We start from the raw sequence: 17,507 nt of genomic DNA, 5'->3' as shown, positions 1-17,507 counted from the left end.
CAAACCCGGAGGGTGTGGTAGAGTGATCATACCAGTCAATAACATGACGATAGGCACGGCCATCGTTGGAAATCGGGAGCAACCATAGATGACGACGATTGCGCTGTTCGGAGCCGGTGGGAAAATGGGTTACCGCCTGTCGACCAATTTTCGTGGCTCGCCGTATACGATACGCCATGTCGAGGTCAGCGATGCCGGCCGCGAGCGGCTGAAATCGGGGCTGGGCTTTGATGCCGTCAGTGCCGATGAAGCGCTCAACGGCGCCGATGTGGTGATTCTGGCTGTACCCGATACACATATCGGCAAGGTCGCGGCCAGCATCGAGAGCAAGCTCGCATCAGGCACGATGGTCGTCGTGCTCGACGCCGCCGCACCGTTCGCCGGCCATTTGCCGAAACGGCCGGACCTGACCTATTTCGTCACCCATCCCTGCCATCCGCCGATCTTCAACGATGAGACCGACATGGCGGCAAAAAAAGACTATTTCGGCGGCGTTAAGGCCAAGCAGCATATGGTCAGCGCGCTGATGCAGGGGCCGGAAGAGGATTACGCCAAGGGCGAGGCAATCGCCAGGATCATCTGGGCGCCGGTCATGCGCTCGCACCGCGTCAGCGTCGAGCAGATGGCGCTGCTCGAGCCCGGCCTTTCGGAAACGGTATGCGCCTCGCTGCTCGTCGTCATGAAGGAAGCCGTCGACGAGGTCGTGGCGCGCGGCGTCGACAAACAAGCCGCGCTCGACTTCCTGCTTGGCCACATGAATGTGCTTGGCGCCGTCATCTTCGGTGAAACCAAGGGCGTGTTCTCCGACGCCTGCAACAAGGCGATCGAGTTCGGCAAGCCGGTGCTGATGCGCGATGATTGGAAGCGGGTGTTCGAGCCGGAAGAGATCGCCGCGAGCATCCAGCGCATCACGTGAAGAAGGCCAAGTCTGGTACTCGCCGGAGCGTCTCGATGCCTCGGAGCATCGCCGCCAGCGCTGACTCTCGGCTGCTCATCAGGTACACATCATCTGAATTTGTGATTGACTCATCATACCAGTTGGCTTAGCTGTTCATGGCTCGGATTGATCAGGTTTCGCAGGGAGTTCGAAGCCTGGACGAGTGGAGGTCGGCCGGGGAGCAACGATCCGTCAGGGGAAGCCGGCTGCGCGACGAATTCGAATGCAGACAGTGGCCTTGGTTGATCAAGGCAGTTTTTTCAACGGGAGGACATCATGAAACTCACACGCAGAATGACACTTGCGGCTTTTGCCGGCATGCTGGCGCTTGGCACGGCGGCACCCGCCTATGCGGCGGACCTCATTGCCATCATCACGCCTTCGCACGACAATCCGTTCTTCAAGGCGGAAGCCGTCGGCGCCGAAGCCAAGGCCAAGGAACTCGGCTATGAGGCGCTGGTGCTCGTTCATGACGACGACGCCAACAAGCAGTCCGAGCTGATCGACACCGCGATCGGTCGCGGCGCCAAGGCGATCATTCTCGACAATGCCGGCGCCGACGCCACCGTCGCTGCCGTGCAGAAGGCCAAGGACGCGGGCGTGCCTTCATTCCTGATCGACCGCGAGATCAACGCCACCGGCGTCGCCGTTGCGCAGATCGTCTCCAACAACTACCAGGGCGCCCAGCTCGGCGCGCAGGAATTCGTCAAGCTGATGGGCGAGAAGGGCAACTTCGTGGAGCTGGTCGGCAAGGAATCCGACACCAATGCCGGCATCCGCTCCAAGGGCTATCACGACGTCATCGACGACTATCCGGACCTGAAGATGGTCGCCCAGCAATCGGCCAACTGGAGCCAGACCGAAGCCTACGCCAAGATGGAATCGATCCTGCAGGCCAACCCCGACATCAAGGGTGTCATCTCCGGCAACGACACGATGGCGATGGGCGCCTATGCGGCGCTGGTCGCGGCGAACCGGAAGGACGTCATCGTCGTCGGCTTCGACGGATCGAACGACGTGCGCGATTCGATCACCGCGGGCGGCATCAAGGCAACCGTGCTGCAGCCGGCTTATGCGCAGGCGCAGATGGCGGTCGAGCAGGCCAACGACTTCATCAAGAACAAGAAGTCGCCCGAAAAGGAGAAGCAGTTGATGGACTGCGTCCTGGTCAACGGTGAAAACGCTCCGAAGCTGGAAACGTTTGCGCTGACCAACTGAGCCGGCGTGACATGAATAGCGAGGGGCGACCTGAGGGTCGTCCCTCGCCGCTATTTTCCGTGGGTACCGACCATCATGCTGAACAACAGGCCGCCATGCTGAACAACAAGCCGACCTGGCCGATCCTTGCCGTGGCAATCGGCATCAGCCTGACCGCCTGCAAGATTCTGCCGACGCCTTCGGGGGACGGCGGCAACGCCGCCGCGTTCAACCCGGACAAGATGGTCGAGGAAATCTGGGCCGCGAAAGTCGTGCCCTATCTCCAGCGGAAAGCCGGGCCGTTTGCCGAGGTTCACGCGTTGGCGAAAACCGATCCCGCTTCTGCCGGCGCCAAATATGGCAATCCGAACAAGCAGGCGAATTCGCCGTGGACCTTTGCGGTGCGCGTCGAGGGCAAGATCATTGCAGCCAACACACAGTCGCGGGCTGCGACCATGGACATCGATGGCGATGGCGATGGCAAGGCCGATGCGCGGGTCCAGATCGGGCCGGCGATGCGCGGAACCGCGCTGCGCGACAGCCTCGATTTCATCCAGTTCAACGACTTCACCAACCAGATCGATTTCGCCCAGTTCGGCAAGGCGTTCAACGCCTATGCCGACAAGACCGTGCTTTCCAAACTGCCGCGCGACGCCCTGGAAGGCCGGACCGCCAAGGTTCTCGGCGCCTATACGCTCGAAAGCGGCCAGGACCTGCCGCTGGTGACGCCGGCGGAGGCAGAAATCGGGCCGAAACCATGAGCGTTGCGGCTGCTCATAATGTCATCCTGAAGCTGGAAGACGTCTCCAAGGTCTATTCCGGCACCGTCGCGGTCAAGCGTGCGAATTTCGAGGTGCGCAAGGGGGCGGTCAATGTGCTGGTCGGCGAAAACGGCGCTGGCAAATCGACGCTGATGAAGATCATCGCCGGTGTCGAACAGCCGACGCTCGGCCGGATTCTTCTCGAGGGGGAGGAAGTCTCCTTCTCGTCGTCCGGCGATGCAGTGAACCGCGGTATCGGCATGGTGTTCCAGGAACTGAACCTGTTCGGCAATATGACTGTCGCCGAAAACATCTTCGCCACGCGCGAGATCACCAACCGGTTCCGCAAGATCGACCGCAAGGAGCAGGAGCGCCGCGCCGCCGAATTTCTCGAACGCCTGCAAGCCGGGATCCGGCCGGACATGCTGGTCGAGGATCTGCGCATCGGCCAGCAGCAGCTGGTCGAGATCGCCAAAGCGGTTTCGCTCGATGCGCGCATCCTGATCATGGACGAGCCGACCTCTGCGCTGAGTGCGGCGGAAGTCGAGATTCTGTTCAAGGTGATTGACGACCTCAAGGCGCGCGGCGTGGCCATCGTCTATATCTCGCATCGGCTGGAAGAGCTGATCCGCATCGGCGACTACATCACCGTGCTGCGCGATGGGCACATCACCGGCCAGGAAGAAATGAAGAACGTCGATACGCGGTGGATCGTGCGGCAGATGATCGGCTCCGACGCCAAGGATTTCGCCAAGGCCGATGGCCATGTTCCCGGCGAAGAGATATTTCGCGCCGAGGACATCTGTCTGCCGCGCGCGACCGGCGGGCTTGCGGTCGACCACGTCTCGCTGTCGCTGCGCGCCGGCGAGATCCTCGGCATCTACGGCCTGATGGGCGCCGGGCGCAGCGAGCTGTTCGACTGCATCATGGGCCGTCATGGCCAGGCCACCGGTGCGATCTTCATCGCCGGCAAAAAGGTCAAGGAGCGCGACACGACGCGGCGCATCCGGCGCGGGCTGGCGCTGATCCCCGAAGACCGCCAGCGCGAAGGGCTGGTGTCGATCCTCTCCGTCGCCAGCAATCTGACGCTGGCCAGCCTGTCGCGCTTTGTCCGCCTGTTTCATATTCGCGGCGGCCCCGAAAGGCAGGCGGTGACGCAGATGGTGCGGGAACTGGCGATCAAGGTCGCTGACCCGGCGCAGGAGGTCTCGTCGCTGTCCGGTGGCAACCAGCAAAAGGTGGTGATCGGCAAGGCGCTGCTCACCGGCCCGAAAGTGTTGCTGATGGACGAGCCGAGCCGAGGCATCGATGTCGGCGCCAAGGCCGACGTCTTCCGCACCATGCGCAAACTGTCGCGCGATGGATTAGGCATTCTCTTCGCCACCTCTGATCTCGACGAGGTGATGGCGCTGTCCGACCGCATCGCGGTGATGAGCAATGGAAAACTGACCGGCATGTTCGATCGCGCCGAGGCGACGGAGGCAGCCCTGGTCGCCGCCTCCGCACTTGGCCACGGACCGGCCCCGCACACGGAGAGCCCATGACTGATATCCCGGCCAAGGCGGCCTCCTCCTCCGTCCCGAGCGGCTCGCTGCTGCTGACGCTGATGAAGGCGAGGACGTTCATCGCGCTGATCGCGGTGCTGATCTTCTTTTCGATCGCGGCGCCGAATTTCCTGTCGACCGCCAATCTGATCCTGATGTCGAAACATGTGGCGCTGAATGCGTTCCTCGCCATGGGCATGACCTTCGTGATCATCACCGGCGGCATCGACCTGTCGGTCGGCTCGATCGTCGGCCTGTGCGGCATGGTGGCCGGCTATCTCGTGCTCAACGGCATCGACCTGCAGATCGGCTACACCATCTATTTCAACGTCGTCGAGATCGCACTGATCACGCTGGCGGTCGGCATCCTGATCGGCGCCGTCAACGGATTGCTGATCACCCGGCTGAACGTCGCGCCGTTCATCGCCACGCTCGGCGTGCTCTATGTCGCGCGCGGCCTGGCGCTGCTGTCGTCCGATGGCCGCACCTTCCCGAACCTGGTCGGCAAGCCGGAGCTCGGCACCACCGGCTTCGGCTTCCTCGGCGCCGGGCGGCTGCTCGGCCTGCCGGTGGCGATCTGGATCCTGATCGTCGTTGCGCTGGCGGCGGCCTATCTCGCCAAATACACGCCGCTCGGCCGCCACATCTTCGCCGTCGGCGGCAATGAACGAGCGTCGCGAATTTCCGGCGTCCGTGTCAACATGGTGAAAATGTTCGTCTACATGTTCTCCGGTTTTTGCGCGGCGATCGTCGGCCTGATCATCTCGTCTGAGCTGATGGCATCGCATCCGGCGACTGGCGAGAGCTTCGAATTGAATGCGATCGCGGCGGCGGTGCTCGGCGGCACCTCGATGTCTGGCGGTCGCGGCACTATCGGCGGCACCATTGTCGGCGCCTTCGTCATCGGTATTCTTTCGGACGGATTGGTGATGATGGGCGTGAGTTCGTTCTGGCAGATGGTGATCAAGGGCCTCGTCATCATCGTCGCGGTCGTCGTCGACCAGGCGCAGCGGCGGATGCAGAGCCGGGTGACGCTGATGCAGATGGCAAAGGCAGGCTGAGCATGGCGGAGTTGCGCGGAGCGCTGATCGGCTGCGGCTTCTTTGCCGTCAACCAGATGCATGCCTGGCGCGACATTGATGGCGCCGCGATCATCGCCATCTGCGACCGCGATCCCGACCGGCTGCGGATCGTCGGCGACCAGTTCGGCATCGCAAAGCGCTACACCGATGCGGCAGAACTTTTTGCCGGCGAGAGCTTGGATTTTGTCGATATCGCCACCACGGCACCCAGCCATCGGCCGCTGGTCGAGATGGCGGCCCAGCACCGTGTGCCGGTGATCTGCCAAAAGCCGTTCGCACCGACACTTGCCGACGCCAAGGCCATGGTCAAAGCCTGTGCCGACGCTGGCATACCGCTGATGGTACACGAGAATTTTCGCTGGCAGTCGGCCATCCAGGCAGTGCGTGTCGTGCTCGACAGTGGCGAGATCGGCACGCCGTTCTTCGGACGGATCTCCTTCCGCTCCGCCTATGACGTGTTTTCCGGCCAACCCTATCTCGCCAAGGGAAAGCGCTTCATCATCGAGGATCTCGGCATCCATAGTCTCGACATCGCCCGCTTCCTGCTCGGCGACGTGTCGACGATCACGACGCGAACCGCGCGCATCAACCCCGACATCGCGGGCGAGGACGTCGCGACGATGCTGATGGACCACCAGAACGGCGCCACCTCTGTCGTCGACTGCAGCTACGCGACGAAGCTTGCCGTCGAGCCGTTTCCCGAAACGCTGATCGAGATCGACGGCAGCGACGGCACAATCCGGCTGGCGCAGGGCTACCGGCTCACCGTCACCGGCAGGAACGGCACACGGGTCACCGACGTCTCGCCGCCGCTGTTGCCCTGGGCATCGCGCCCATGGCACAACATCCAGGAGAGCGTCGTTGCCATCCAGCGGCACTGGGTCGACTGCCTGGCTAAGGGGATAGAACCGGCGACCTCGGGCGCCGACAATCTCAAGACATTCGCGTTGGTCGAGGCTGCCTATACGGGTGCGGCGAGCCGGGAGCCGGTGCAGCTCGACGCTTTGCTGAAATGACCGCCGACGCCTTCCTCCTCTATGGCACGCATGTGGTCGAAGCCGCGCCGGTCAGGCTCAGCGCTGGCGCGCTCAGCGCGGACTTCGTCAATGGCAATCTGCGCACCATCCGCCAAGGCGGCACCGAAGTGCTCCGCGCCATCGCCTATATCGTGCGCGACCGCGACTGGGGGACTTACGAGCCTGAACTGACCGACCTTGTCATCGACCAGGGCGCCAACACTTTCTTGGTCAGCTACACGGCAAACTGCACCGGGCCGGATTCGAGCCGGCTGGCCTTCCACGCCACCATCAAAGGCTCCTCCGATGGCCATCTGGCTTTCGACGTGAGCGCGCTGCCCGAGGGCGATTTCGAAACCAACCGCTGCGGTTTTTGCATCCTGCATCCGATCGCCGGCCTGGCCGGCAGCCCGGTGACGGTCGAGCATACCGACGGCAGCGCGGTGGCCACGAAGCTGCCGCTGTTGATTGATCCTTGGCAGCCTTTCAAGGATCTGCGCGCCATCACCCATGAGGTTCAGCCGGGCATCACTGCCGAATGCCGGATGGAGGGCGACACTTTCGAGATGGAGGACCAGCGCAACTGGTCGGACGCGTCCTACAAGACCTATGTCCGGCCGCTGGCGCTGCCATGGCCCTATGTGTTGCCTGCTGGCCAACCCGTCAGGCAGACGATCAGCCTGCGCATCATCGGCGAGGGGAAAATACCGGCTGTCGCGACAAGCACCGAACCGGTGCGCATCGAACTCGGCGAGACCGGGTCGAGGTTGCCCGATATCGGCGTGATCATCTACCCGGATGAGGTCGAAGCAGCACTCGTGAACCTGCCGGTGCTCTCTACGCTTGGCCCACAGCACCTGATCTTCCACTACGATCCGACGCGCGGTCACGGACTGCATGCGTTGCTGTCCTTTGCAAAACTTGCCGGCGCCTATCCGGTGCAGACGACCCTCGAATGCGTGATCTCCTGTACCGGCGATCTCGATGCCGAGCTTTCAGGTGTCGCCGGCATGGTGCGGCAGGCCGGACTAAAACTCTCGGCCATTGCCGTCTCGCCTTCGGTCGACCGGCAGTCGACGCCGCCGGGCAGCGCGTGGCCGGATTGTCCGCCGCTCGAAGACGTCTACGCCGCTGCCCGTCGCGCCTTTCCCGATATCCGGCTGGGCGGCGGCATGTTCAGCTATTTCACCGAACTGAACCGCAAGCGCGTGCCGGCAGGCTTGCTCGATTTTATCACCCACTGCACGTGCCCGATCGTGCACGCCGGCGACGATCTCAGCGTCATGCAGTCACTGGAGGCGCTGCCTTTCATCACCCAGTCGGCGCGGGCGATCTTCGGGTCAAAGCCCTACCGGATCGGTCCGTCGACGATTGCGATGCGCCAGAACCCTTATGGCGGCACGACCAAGGTCAATCCCGGGGGACAGCGCATTGCCATGGCCGACCGCGATCCTCGTCATGCCGGCCTGTTCGCCGCCGCGTGGACGATCGGCTATGCCGCGCGCGTCGCGCCGGCCGGGCTGGAGCAGTTAACCCTCTCCGGCTTCACCGGACCATTCGGCGTGCTGGCGTCATCCTGCGAACCCGCTGCGGAAGGATCACCTCGGCCGATCTTCGGGGCCATCAAGGGTCTTTGCGAAATGGCCGGCCTTGCGCATGTGGCGGCAAGGACGAGCGATGATACCAAGGTGCTGGCGCTGGCCGGTCGCTCCGCTTCGGGCAAGACCGTCGTGTGGCTGGCGAACCTGACGGCGGTCGACGTGCCGATCGACATCTCAGCGTTTGGCCGAGACCAATTCGTGATGGCGCCTTACGCGATTGCCCGGTTCGGCTGAGCTATTTTTCGGAATTCATGACATAGAGCGCGCGTGAGCGCTCGAGATGCTTGATCATCGCCTTCTCGGCTCCGTCGGCATCTTTTTTCTCGATGCGGCCGATGATCTCTTCATGCTCGGTCAGCGTGAACTTTTCCTTGCCGGTCCAGATCAGCATTTCGGTGTGATATTCCTTCAGCCAACCGAGCATCGCTTCGCTGACGGCGACATAGATCGGGTTGCCTGAAATCGCCGCGATCTGGGTGTGAAACTTCATGTCGGCGGAGATGAAAGCTTCGGAATCGCCGCGAAAGCCGCGCTGTTCGGCAATTGTGGCCCGCAGCTGCTCAACGTCCTCGGCGGTGGCGTTTTCTGCAGCTTCCCTGACCATGCCGCGCTCGAAGAAGATGCGCGCGGTTTTCAGATGCTCCAGCGTGTCCTTCGATGACGACAGGATGATCTTGGCGGCGCCATCGACCTGCTTGATGATCGACTTGGCTGTGAGTTGCAGCACCTTGGCGCGCTCGCCATGCGAGATGGCGACGAGGCCCATATTGCTCAGCGCCTGCATCGCCTCGCGGATCGCGGGACGGCCGACCTCGAAGCGCTCCATCAGCTCGCGCTCCGACGGCATGTCGTCGCCCGGCGTCAATTCTCCGCTGGTGATCAGGCGCTTCAGCCGCAAAAACACTTCGTCGGAAAGTTTGCGCCGGACGATCGGCTCCGAACGGTTCATCGTCGCGAATCACTCCCTTGACCTGTGTCTATCTAGCACTGCCGCCGCGATTTTCGGAACGCCTGTCTGACCGCTCGCCCGTAGCCGCCAGACAGGATATCGCTTGCAAAGCTTATGTACTCATTATACCAGATTTCGACGATCAAGGAACTTTTTTCGCACCTCCTCGGCCTCAGACAACGAACCATGATCACGCTCACCTACCGCATCGAAACGTCAGGCAGCATCGAGGCGCTGGCGGCCAAGATCGCCAGCGACCAGTCGACCGGAACCTTCGTTGCGCTGCCGGGCGAGACCGAAGAGCTCAAGGCGCGCGTGGCAGCGCGCGTGTTGGCCATACGGCACCTGCCTGATGCTGACGGGCCATCGCTTCCCGAAGCCGGTGACGGGCCGTTCAAGCGGGCGGATGTGGACATCGCCTTTCCGTTCGATGCCATCGGCACCGACCTGTCGGCACTGATGACCATCGCCATCGGCGGCGCCTATTCGATCAAGGGCCTGTCCGGCATTCGCGTCGTCGACATGAAGCTGCCGGAGGACTATCGCGGCGCACATCCAGGTCCGCAGTTCGGTGTCGTCGGCAGCCGCAGGCTGACTGGTGTCACGGATCGGCCGATCATCGGCACCATCGTCAAGCCGGCGCTGGGGCTTAGGCCACAAGAGACCGCCGCGATGGTTGGCGAGCTGATCGCCGCCGGCGTCGATTTCATCAAGGACGACGAGAAGCTGATGAGCCCGGCCTATTCGCCCTTGGCGGAACGGGTGAAGGCAATCATGCCGCTGATCCTCGACCACGAGCAGAAGGCCGGCAAGAAGGTTATGTATGCCTTCGGCATCTCGCATGCCGATCCGGACGAGATGATGCGCAATCACGATCTGGTGGCCAAGGCCGGCGGCAATTGCGCGGTGGTCAACATCAATTCCATCGGCTTCGGCGGCATGGCTTACCTCCGGAAGCGCTCCAGCCTGGTGCTGCATGCCCACCGCAATGGCTGGGATATCCTCACCCGTCACCCCGGCCTCGGCATGGACTTCAAGGTTTGGCAAAAATTCTGGCGGCTGCTCGGCGTCGACCAGTTCCAGATCAACGGCATCCAATCGAAATACTGGGAGCCGGACGCGTCCTTCGTCGAGTCCTTCAAGGCGGTAACGACGCCGATCTTTTCGCCTGATGATTGCGCCTTGCCGATTGCCGGCTCCGGCCAGTGGGGCGGGCAGGCGCCGGAGACCTATGCGCGAACCGGCCGCACGGTCGATCTGCTCTATCTCTGCGGCGGCGGCATCGTCAGCCACCCGGACGGGCCGGGCGCCGGCGTGCGCGCCGTGCAACAGGCCTGGCAAGCGGCAGTCGCCGGCATTCCGCTGGCCGAGTTCGCCCTGGGCCATGCTGAACTGGCGCGGTCGATCGAAAAATTCGGCGACGGCAAAGCGGCCTGAAGTGATGCAAGATCTGCTGCTCAGCTATTATGGCGACGACCTCACCGGCTCGACCGATGTGATGGAGGCGCTCGAGCTCGGCGGCGTGCCGACCGTGCTGTTCATGCGCCAGCCGGACGCGGCCATGCTTGCGCAGTTCGCACATTGCCGAGCCATTGGCCTGGCCGGCACCAGCCGCAGCGAAACACCGCAATGGATGGACACCCATCTCAAGAGTGCTTTCGTCTGGCTGAAGACGCTCAACGCCGCGCTCTGCCACTACAAAGTCTGCTCGACCTTCGATTCCAGCCCGACGGTCGGCAGCATCGGCCGCGCCATCGAGATCGGCCGCTCGGTCTTCGCACAGGACAGCGTGCCGCTGCTGGTCGGCGCGCCGCAGCTCAAGCGATACACCGCCTTCGGCCATCTGTTCGCCGCCTACCGCGACAGATACTACCGCATCGATCGCCATCCGGTAATGAGCCGTCACCCGGCGACGCCGATGGATGAGGCCGACCTCTTGATCCATCTGGCGCGGCAAACCAGGCTTGCCTCTGGATTGCTTGACCTGGCGACGCTGCAGTCCGCGTCACGGTCGCAAGCATTCGATCGCCTTGTCGAGGATGGCGCGGCCGTCATGCTTGTCGATGTCGACAGCCGGGAGACACAGGCACTCGCCGGCAAGGAAATCTGGCGCGTTCGCAAGCCGGGCGGTTCCTTCGTCGTCGGCTCCTCCGGTATCGAATATGCGCTGTTGACCGAATGGAAGTCGGACCAAACCGTCACCGGCCAGCCCGCCTTTTCGTCGCCAGGCGACGCGGATCGCATTGCGGTGGTCTCGGGCAGCTGCTCGCCGACGACCGAGCGGCAGATACGCCATGCGCTGACCGACGGTTTCGACGGCATCGACGTCGATCCCGTCGAACTGGTCTCGGAGAACTCTAAAAAGGCGATCGCCCGCGCCGCGGCGGCCGGCCGCGCCAGCCTGGAAGCCGGGCGCAGCGTCATCCTCTACACCGCGCTCGGACCCACGGCCGATCGCGGCGTCGAGATCGACCGCCTGGAAGGCGCTCGCCACAAGCTCGGCCGCAGCCTCGGTACGCTGCTGCGGCAACTGACCGAGGAGCAGGAATTGCGGCGCGTGATCATCGCAGGCGGCGACACGTCGAGCCATGCGCTGGGACAGATGGGCGTCGATGCGCTGACGGTCAGGATGCCGCTGCCGGCATCGCCCGGCTCCCCGCTGTGCGTCGCCCATTCGCACGTCAAGGCAATCGACGGGCTGGAAGTGGCGCTGAAGGGTGGGCAGGTCGGAACCGACCGCTATTTCTCAGCCATCCGCGACGGCGTTGGCGGTTAGCTGCGCCCTGCCCCACACACATTAAGGTGAAAGAGCAGCCAAGGCTTGCAGGCTGCGCAAAACTTGCCGCATGAAACTTTTCCTGCCGGGTGGAAATCACGATAACACTCGGTAGTATTTGCGCGATACCGAGATCGGGAGGATGCCGGTGCAGACCAAGAAGATCATCAACGACGGCAACCGCGCCGTCGACGAGATGCTGGAAGGTATTCTCGCCGCGCATCCCCGCCATCTCAAGAGCGCGGACGGCAGCCCACGCTCCATCATCGCCCGCGACGGACCGCGCCAAGGCAAGGTCGGCCTCGTCATCGGCGGCGGCTCGGGCCACGAGCCGAGCTTTCTCGGCCTTGTCGGCAAAGGGCTGGCCGATGCGGCGGCGATCGGCAACGTCTTTGCCTCCCCTCCTCCAGATCCGATCCTCGAATGCGCCAAGGCAGTGAGCGGCGGAGCCGGCGTGCTTTTCATGTATGGCAACTATGCCGGCGACGTCATGAATTTCGACATGGCGGCCGAGATGGCAGCGATGGACGACATCGAAGTGCGCACGGTCCTCAGCACCGACGACGTTGCTTCCGCGCCGCGCGGCGAAAGGCACAAGCGTCGCGGCGTCGCCGGCAATTTCTTCATCTTCAAGGCCGCCGGTGCCGCTTGCGACAACATGCTGTCTTTCGATGAATGCGAGCGCATTGCAAAAAAAGCCAACAACCACACCTTCACCATGGGCGTGGCGCTGTCGCCCTGCTCTTTGCCGCAGACGCGCCGGCCGAATTTCGAGATCGGGCCGGACGAGATGGAGATCGGCATGGGCATCCACGGCGAACCCGGTATCGCCCGCGAAAAACTGAGAACGGCCGATGAGATCACCGACGAGATGCTGGACAAGATTCTCGACGAGATGGCCCCGGCGCGAGGCGACAAGGTCGCCGTGCTCGTCAACTCGCTCGGCTCGACGCCGCTGATGGAACTCTACATCATGAACCGGCGGGTGACGCAAAGGCTCGACGATATCGGTGTGTCGATCCACGCTACCTGGGTCGGCAACTATTGCACCTCGCTTGAGATGGCCGGCGCCTCGATCACGCTGCACCAGCTTGACGGCGAGTTGCAGACGATGCTGGACCACCCTTGCGACTGCGCCATGTTTCGCGCCGGGTAAGCTGAGCATCAGGATAAAAATGACGACAATCGACACCACCCGCCTTGTCGGCATGTTCGCGGCAATCGCCGATGCCATGTCAGCCGACAGGGACCGTCTGTGCGCGCTCGACGGTGTGATCGGTGACGCCGACCATGGCATCGCCATGGAGTTGGGATTTTCCGCGGCACGCGACGCGGTTGCCGCATTGGACGCCGGCACGACCGATCCGACCACCTTGCTGAACACAGCGGCAAAGTCGTTCCTCAACGCCGTCGGCGCCTCCTCCGGCCCGCTCTACGCCACCGCGTTCATGCGCGGCGCGGCAGCTGTGAAGGGCAAGGCGACGCTTGATGATGCGGACATGATCGCCCTGTTCCAGGCGATGGCCAAAGGCATCCAGGACCGCGGCAAGGCTGTAACAGGCGAAAAGACGATGATGGATGCCTGGGCGCCTGCCGCGGCGGCCGCAGGCGAGGCGCTGGCCGCCGGCAAGGGTCTGGCCGGCAGTCTCGCGGCCGCAGCCGAAGCGGCAAGGGTCGGCGCCGAGGCGACCAAGACGATGATCGCTACCAAGGGCCGGGCCTCCCGCCTCGGTGAACGCTCACTTGGGCATATGGATCCAGGCGCGGCGTCCGCCGTAACTGTGATCGAGGCGATGCGGATCGCCTTGACCGGCTAGACCATATCCCTTTCGGAAAAGGCCATTTTCAAACAACAGGATAGCGGCTTAACTTGACTCTATCCAGCAAGGCCTATCCTCAGCGCTTCGCGTCGAGCTTGTCGACGGCCTGCACGTTGGCGGCAGAGGGGCCGTTCGGGTCGAACTCTGAGGCCAGCCACGCATCGGCGATCGACTTTGCCAGTTCAGGACCGATGACGCGGGCGCCCATGGTGATGATCTGTGCGTTGTTGGATTTCGCGGCGCGCTCGGCCGAATAGGTGTCGTGGGTCAGCGCGGCGCGAATGCCCGGAACCTTGTTGGCCGAGATGCTGACGCCGATGCCGGTGCCGCAAAACAGGATGGCGCGGTCGTAATTGCCGTCGACAATTTCGTGGCCAATTGCTGCGGCGATATCGGCGTAGTAGCCGGCCTGGCTGAGATCGACGACCTGCAGCTCGGGCTTGGTGGCGAGATGCTTGGCGATGACATCGAGCAGCGGCTTGCCGGCGCTGTCGGCTCCAAGTGCGATCTTCATGGCGGTAAACTCCTTTGCTTCGTGGTCAGCGCGCGATGGCGGCCGACGCCTTTTTCAGAATGTCGATATAGCCTTCCGCATGCCATGCCGAGCGGCCGATGAACAGGCCGTCGATATGCCGCTGGCCGATCAGTTCGGCCGCATTGCCGGGATTGACGCTGCCGCCGTAAAGCACAGGTGGGGCAGCCGGCAACCGGCTGGCGGCTACCTGTTTGATCAGCGCCTGCTGCTTATCCGCATAGTCGGCGCTGGCCGGAATGCCCTTCTCGCCGATCGCCCACACCGGCTCGTAGGCAAACAGGATTTCCGCCGACAATTCATTGCCCGCCAGGCCTTCCAGCGCACCCAGAACCTGCGCGGTCAGGATTTCATCGGCCCGGCCGCCCTCGCGCTCGGCCAGCGTCTCGCCGACGCAGATCAGCGGCACGAAACCGTGCCTGACCGCCGCCGCCGTTTTCAGCCCCACGGTCTTGTCCGTCTCACCAAAATGTTCGCGGCGCTCACTATGGCCTAGTTCGATCAGGTCGAGCCCGCAATCCCTCAGCATCACCGGCGAAATCTCGCCCGTCCAGGCGCCGGCATCGGCCCAGTGCATATTCTGCGCGCCAACCTTGACGCGTGTGTTGGCGAGTGCCGCCTTGACCTCGCGCACTGCAGTGAACGGCGGAATGACAAAGGGCTGTATCGACGGATCGAAGCCGGGCACGAAGGCCGTCAATGCCTCGGCGAACTGCAGCGCCTCCGCTAGCGTCTTGTTCATCTTCCAGCTGGTTCCGACCCAATATGGGGTCATTCTTTTCTCCTTCGATCCGAAATTCGGATGATGCGCATTTCCCAACCAACGCGCCGGCGTTTTGCGTTAGGCTCGAGGCTTGAGGCGGTCGCGGCCACTGTCGATGTAAGGCGCCCAGAAATCCACCGACTCGCGGATCATTGCAACAACCTGATGATCGACCGGTTCCCTTTCCCGGAACGAAAGCTCAAGGCAGATCTCATTGTCGGTTCCGCCACCAGCCCGCACGGTGTCGATCAGCTTCTGCGGGATGATGCGACCATCCTTGTTGTAAGCGGCCGTGAACGGCCAGTGCCCGCCCTTGTTCATGGAGGACTGCTTGATGTGAATTATCGGCGACTGCAAAGGGAAGGCTTTCGCCCAGGCATAGGGATCGGTGTCGTCAGGGTTGGGCGAGGTCACGTCGCCATGGTCGATGTCGACCATCATCCGCATCGGAATCGGCAGCTTCGCCGCATCGATGGCGCCTTGCAATTCGACGCAGCTTTCAATCGTGTGGCCAAACTCCCGGCCAACCGACATCGGTTCCCAGAACAAATAGGTCAGGCCCGCCACCTTGGCGTGCTCGGCCACCTCGCGCCAGCATTCGAGCGCGATGTCGAGAAGCGCCGCCCGCCGCTGCGGATCGTCAAAATCCTTGTAGGTGAATATGGCGAACTGCGTGCCCATGCCCGACGCGCCAAGCTCGGCGGAAATGTCGGCAAAGGTCTTGAACCAGTCGACATAATAGCGGCGCACATCGGCGTCCGGATGGCCGAAATGGTTGAGCCGGCCATAGGGCCCGGTCATGCCTGAGGTGATGCGCACACCGGTCCGCGCCAGGGCGCTGTTGAACAGGCGCAGGAACTTGGCAATCGTTGCCGCCGGCCAACCCGGATTGACGAACTCATGCGTCAGCTGCACGTCGCGAATGCCAATGCCATAGGCGATGGCGTCGATCAGATCGTCAGGATCGGCGAAGCGATTGACCAGCGGATTGGTGTTGAGGGAAAGCGTGAAGGCCATCAGTTTGCCGCCGCCATTGTCTTGGTGCACCAATCTTCGAATGTTTTGCGCTCGGCCGCATCGATATGCAGGCCGTGCTTGGTCCGGCGTTCGAGAACGTCGGCGGCGTTCATCGCCCATTCTGTCTCGAACAGGAAGACAGCTTCGCGCTCATAGAAATCCGGGCCGAAACGGCGGCCGAGATCGGCTTCGCCTCTGACCCCTTTCAGCAGAGCGCGCGTGCGCGTGCCGTAGCTTCGGGCATAGTGCTTCACCAACGACGGGCTAAGCCAGGAAAACTCGGCGTGCAGATCGCTCAGGAATTGCTCGAAATCTGCGTTCGGCAGGTCGCCTCCCGGCAAGGGAATTTTGGCCGTCCAAGCTTTCTTCATCGTCGGAAAGAACGGTTGGATCTTTTCCAGCGCATGTTCGGACAGCTTGCGAAAGGTGGTGATCTTGCCGCCAAACACCGAAAGCAGCGGCGCGCCGCCGTTCGGGGCATCGAGTTCAAAGATGTAGTCTCGCGTCACCGCGCTCGGGTTGTCGGCATTATCGTCATACAGCGGCCGCACGCCCGAGAAACTGTAGACCACGTCTTGCGCTGTCAGCTGGCGCTTGAAATAGCGATTGACCACCTTGATCAGATAATCGATTTCGCTGGCCTCGGCCGCCACTTCTTCGGGCCGGCCTTCATAGGGAATGTCGGTGGTGCCGATCAGCGCCAGATCGTTCTCATACGGGTTGACGAAGATCACCCGCTTGTCGTTGTTCTGGATCAGATAGGCCTGCCGTCCTTCCCAGAATTTGGACACGACGATATGGCTGCCTTTCACCAGGCGAACGTTGCGGGTGGAATTCTGCCCGGCAACGCGGCTGACAATGTCATTCACCCACGGCCCCGCCGCATTGATCAGACCCCGCGCGCGGACTTTCGTGACCGCACCCGTGCGGCCGTCCTGCATGTCGATCGACCACAGGCCGTTTTCGCGTCGGGCAGCAATACACGCGGTGCGAGTGAAGACTTTTGCGCCGCGCTGACTGGCGTCAAGCGCATTGAGAAGCACCAGCCTAGCGTCATCGACCCAGCAGTCGGAATATTCGAAGCCGCGCTTGAATTCGTCCTTGATCGGCGCCCCTTCCGGTGCCGTTCTTAGGTTCAGTGTCCTCGTTCCCGGCAGCCGCTTGCGGCCGCCAAGATGGTCGTAGAGAAACAGCCCGAGCCGCACCAGCCATGCCGGCCGGTCCTCGGGGCTGTGAGGAAGAACGAAGCGCATCGGCCAGATGATGTGCGGCGCCGCCTCCAGCAGCACCTCGCGCTCGATCAGCGCTTCGCGCACCAGCCGGAACTCGTAATATTCGAGATAGCGCAGGCCGCCATGCACCAGCTTGCCGGAGCGCGAGCTGGTGCCTTGCGCCAGATCGTCCTTCTCGCAGAGAATGACCGACAGCCCGCGACCGGCCGCGTCGCGCGCGATGCCGGCGCCGTTGACGCCGCCGCCAATCACGAAGAGGTCGACAACATCAGTCATATCA

General features: G+C 62.8%; 16 protein-coding genes. 11 read left to right on the top strand and 5 right to left on the bottom strand.

Annotated elements, in window-relative coordinates:
- The first annotated feature begins 88 nt into the window (after positions 1–88).
- From AC1D1B_RS19090 to apnL, 7 genes are all read left to right on the top strand, one after another.
- The gene (locus AC1D1B_RS19090; RefSeq protein ID WP_477334014.1) at positions 89–916 is read left to right on the top strand and encodes a phosphogluconate dehydrogenase C-terminal domain-containing protein; all 828 of its coding nucleotides are present in this window, start codon (positions 89–91) and stop codon (positions 914–916) included.
- 297 nt (positions 917–1,213) lie between these two features.
- Positions 1,214–2,155, top strand: a complete 942-nt coding sequence (locus AC1D1B_RS19085; protein ID WP_477334013.1) for a substrate-binding domain-containing protein — start codon at positions 1,214–1,216, stop codon at positions 2,153–2,155.
- 95 nt (positions 2,156–2,250) lie between these two features.
- Positions 2,251–2,895 (top strand): DUF2291 family protein, encoded by a 645-nt coding sequence (locus AC1D1B_RS19080; RefSeq protein ID WP_477334012.1) that lies wholly within the window; start codon positions 2,251–2,253, stop codon positions 2,893–2,895.
- On the top strand, positions 2,892–4,439 hold the full coding sequence (locus tag AC1D1B_RS19075; RefSeq protein WP_477334011.1) for a sugar ABC transporter ATP-binding protein: 1,548 nt from the start codon (positions 2,892–2,894) through the stop codon (positions 4,437–4,439). The genes AC1D1B_RS19080 and AC1D1B_RS19075 overlap by 4 nt, the downstream gene beginning before the upstream one ends.
- Positions 4,436–5,500 carry an ABC transporter permease gene (locus AC1D1B_RS19070; protein WP_477334010.1) on the top strand — a complete coding sequence of 355 codons (1,065 nt, stop codon included), beginning with the start codon at positions 4,436–4,438 and terminating at the stop codon, positions 5,498–5,500. Before AC1D1B_RS19075 ends, AC1D1B_RS19070 begins: the two co-directional genes overlap by 4 nt.
- 2 nt (positions 5,501–5,502) lie before the next feature.
- Positions 5,503–6,537, top strand: a complete 1,035-nt coding sequence (locus AC1D1B_RS19065; RefSeq protein ID WP_477334009.1) for a Gfo/Idh/MocA family protein — start codon at positions 5,503–5,505, stop codon at positions 6,535–6,537.
- Complete coding sequence (gene apnL, locus AC1D1B_RS19060) at positions 6,534–8,372, top strand: D-apionate lactonase (RefSeq protein WP_477334008.1); 1,839 nt, start codon at positions 6,534–6,536, stop codon at positions 8,370–8,372. Before AC1D1B_RS19065 ends, apnL begins: the two co-directional genes overlap by 4 nt.
- A gap of 1 nt (position 8,373) precedes the next feature.
- On the opposite strand, the gene AC1D1B_RS19055 is transcribed toward apnL, so the two are convergent.
- Positions 8,374–9,087, bottom strand: a complete 714-nt coding sequence (locus AC1D1B_RS19055; protein WP_477334007.1) for a transcriptional regulator NanR — start codon at positions 9,085–9,087, stop codon at positions 8,374–8,376.
- Positions 9,088–9,273: 186 nt separating this feature from the next.
- On the opposite strand from AC1D1B_RS19055, the gene oiaX reads away from it, so the two are divergent.
- The 4 genes from oiaX to dhaL all read left to right on the top strand — a co-directional run bounded on the left by oiaX (position 9,274) and on the right by dhaL (position 13,680).
- Positions 9,274–10,524 carry a 3-oxo-isoapionate-4-phosphate decarboxylase OiaX gene (gene oiaX, locus AC1D1B_RS19050; RefSeq protein ID WP_477334006.1) on the top strand — a complete coding sequence of 417 codons (1,251 nt, stop codon included), beginning with the start codon at positions 9,274–9,276 and terminating at the stop codon, positions 10,522–10,524.
- A gap of 4 nt (positions 10,525–10,528) precedes the next feature.
- Positions 10,529–11,863 (top strand): four-carbon acid sugar kinase family protein, encoded by a 1,335-nt coding sequence (locus AC1D1B_RS19045; protein WP_477334005.1) that lies wholly within the window; start codon positions 10,529–10,531, stop codon positions 11,861–11,863.
- 148 nt (positions 11,864–12,011) lie between these two features.
- Positions 12,012–13,019 (top strand): dihydroxyacetone kinase subunit DhaK, encoded by a 1,008-nt coding sequence (locus AC1D1B_RS19040; protein ID WP_477334004.1) that lies wholly within the window; start codon positions 12,012–12,014, stop codon positions 13,017–13,019.
- Between the two features lie 19 nt (positions 13,020–13,038).
- Complete coding sequence (gene dhaL, locus AC1D1B_RS19035) at positions 13,039–13,680, top strand: dihydroxyacetone kinase subunit DhaL (RefSeq protein WP_477334003.1); 642 nt, start codon at positions 13,039–13,041, stop codon at positions 13,678–13,680.
- A 79-nt stretch (positions 13,681–13,759) separates the two neighbouring features.
- On the opposite strand, the gene derI is transcribed toward dhaL, so the two are convergent.
- The 4 genes from derI to AC1D1B_RS19015 all read right to left on the bottom strand — a co-directional run bounded on the left by derI (position 13,760) and on the right by AC1D1B_RS19015 (position 17,503).
- Complete coding sequence (gene derI, locus AC1D1B_RS19030) at positions 13,760–14,197, bottom strand: D-erythrulose-4-phosphate isomerase (RefSeq protein WP_477334002.1); 438 nt, start codon at positions 14,195–14,197, stop codon at positions 13,760–13,762.
- Positions 14,198–14,222: 25 nt separating this feature from the next.
- The gene (locus AC1D1B_RS19025) at positions 14,223–14,990 is read right to left on the bottom strand and encodes a triose-phosphate isomerase (RefSeq protein WP_477334001.1); all 768 of its coding nucleotides are present in this window, start codon (positions 14,988–14,990) and stop codon (positions 14,223–14,225) included.
- A 66-nt stretch (positions 14,991–15,056) separates the two neighbouring features.
- Positions 15,057–15,995 carry a sugar phosphate isomerase/epimerase family protein gene (locus AC1D1B_RS19020; RefSeq protein WP_477334821.1) on the bottom strand — a complete coding sequence of 313 codons (939 nt, stop codon included), beginning with the start codon at positions 15,993–15,995 and terminating at the stop codon, positions 15,057–15,059.
- Entirely contained in the window at positions 15,995–17,503 is a 1,509-nt protein-coding gene (locus tag AC1D1B_RS19015) for a glycerol-3-phosphate dehydrogenase (protein WP_477334819.1), read from the bottom strand. The genes AC1D1B_RS19020 and AC1D1B_RS19015 overlap by 1 nt, the downstream gene beginning before the upstream one ends.
- Between the last annotated feature and the right edge of the window lie 4 nt (positions 17,504–17,507).

It is taken from the genome of Mesorhizobium sp. P2_C5_2 (genome assembly GCF_056404535.1).
Note: the sequence above shows the minus strand (reverse complement) of the source record. Positions and strands in the feature narration are given on the sequence as shown.

Coding starts and splice junctions, on each gene's coding strand:
- AC1D1B_RS19090 (WP_477334014.1), top strand. CDS start 89: ATGACGACGATTGCGCTGTTCGGAGCCGGTGGGAAAATGGGTTACCGC.
- AC1D1B_RS19045 (WP_477334005.1), top strand. CDS start 10,529: ATGCAAGATCTGCTGCTCAGCTATTATGGCGACGACCTCACCGGCTCG.
- dhaL (WP_477334003.1), top strand. CDS start 13,039: ATGACGACAATCGACACCACCCGCCTTGTCGGCATGTTCGCGGCAATC.
- apnL (WP_477334008.1), top strand. CDS start 6,534: ATGACCGCCGACGCCTTCCTCCTCTATGGCACGCATGTGGTCGAAGCC.
- AC1D1B_RS19080 (WP_477334012.1), top strand. CDS start 2,251: ATGCTGAACAACAAGCCGACCTGGCCGATCCTTGCCGTGGCAATCGGC.
- derI (WP_477334002.1), bottom strand. CDS start 14,197: ATGAAGATCGCACTTGGAGCCGACAGCGCCGGCAAGCCGCTGCTCGAT.
- AC1D1B_RS19020 (WP_477334821.1), bottom strand. CDS start 15,995: ATGGCCTTCACGCTTTCCCTCAACACCAATCCGCTGGTCAATCGCTTC.
- AC1D1B_RS19070 (WP_477334010.1), top strand. CDS start 4,436: ATGACTGATATCCCGGCCAAGGCGGCCTCCTCCTCCGTCCCGAGCGGC.
- AC1D1B_RS19055 (WP_477334007.1), bottom strand. CDS start 9,087: ATGAACCGTTCGGAGCCGATCGTCCGGCGCAAACTTTCCGACGAAGTG.
- AC1D1B_RS19085 (WP_477334013.1), top strand. CDS start 1,214: ATGAAACTCACACGCAGAATGACACTTGCGGCTTTTGCCGGCATGCTG.
- AC1D1B_RS19025 (WP_477334001.1), bottom strand. CDS start 14,990: ATGACCCCATATTGGGTCGGAACCAGCTGGAAGATGAACAAGACGCTA.
- AC1D1B_RS19015 (WP_477334819.1), bottom strand. CDS start 17,503: ATGACTGATGTTGTCGACCTCTTCGTGATTGGCGGCGGCGTCAACGGC.
- AC1D1B_RS19075 (WP_477334011.1), top strand. CDS start 2,892: ATGAGCGTTGCGGCTGCTCATAATGTCATCCTGAAGCTGGAAGACGTC.
- oiaX (WP_477334006.1), top strand. CDS start 9,274: ATGATCACGCTCACCTACCGCATCGAAACGTCAGGCAGCATCGAGGCG.
- AC1D1B_RS19065 (WP_477334009.1), top strand. CDS start 5,503: ATGGCGGAGTTGCGCGGAGCGCTGATCGGCTGCGGCTTCTTTGCCGTC.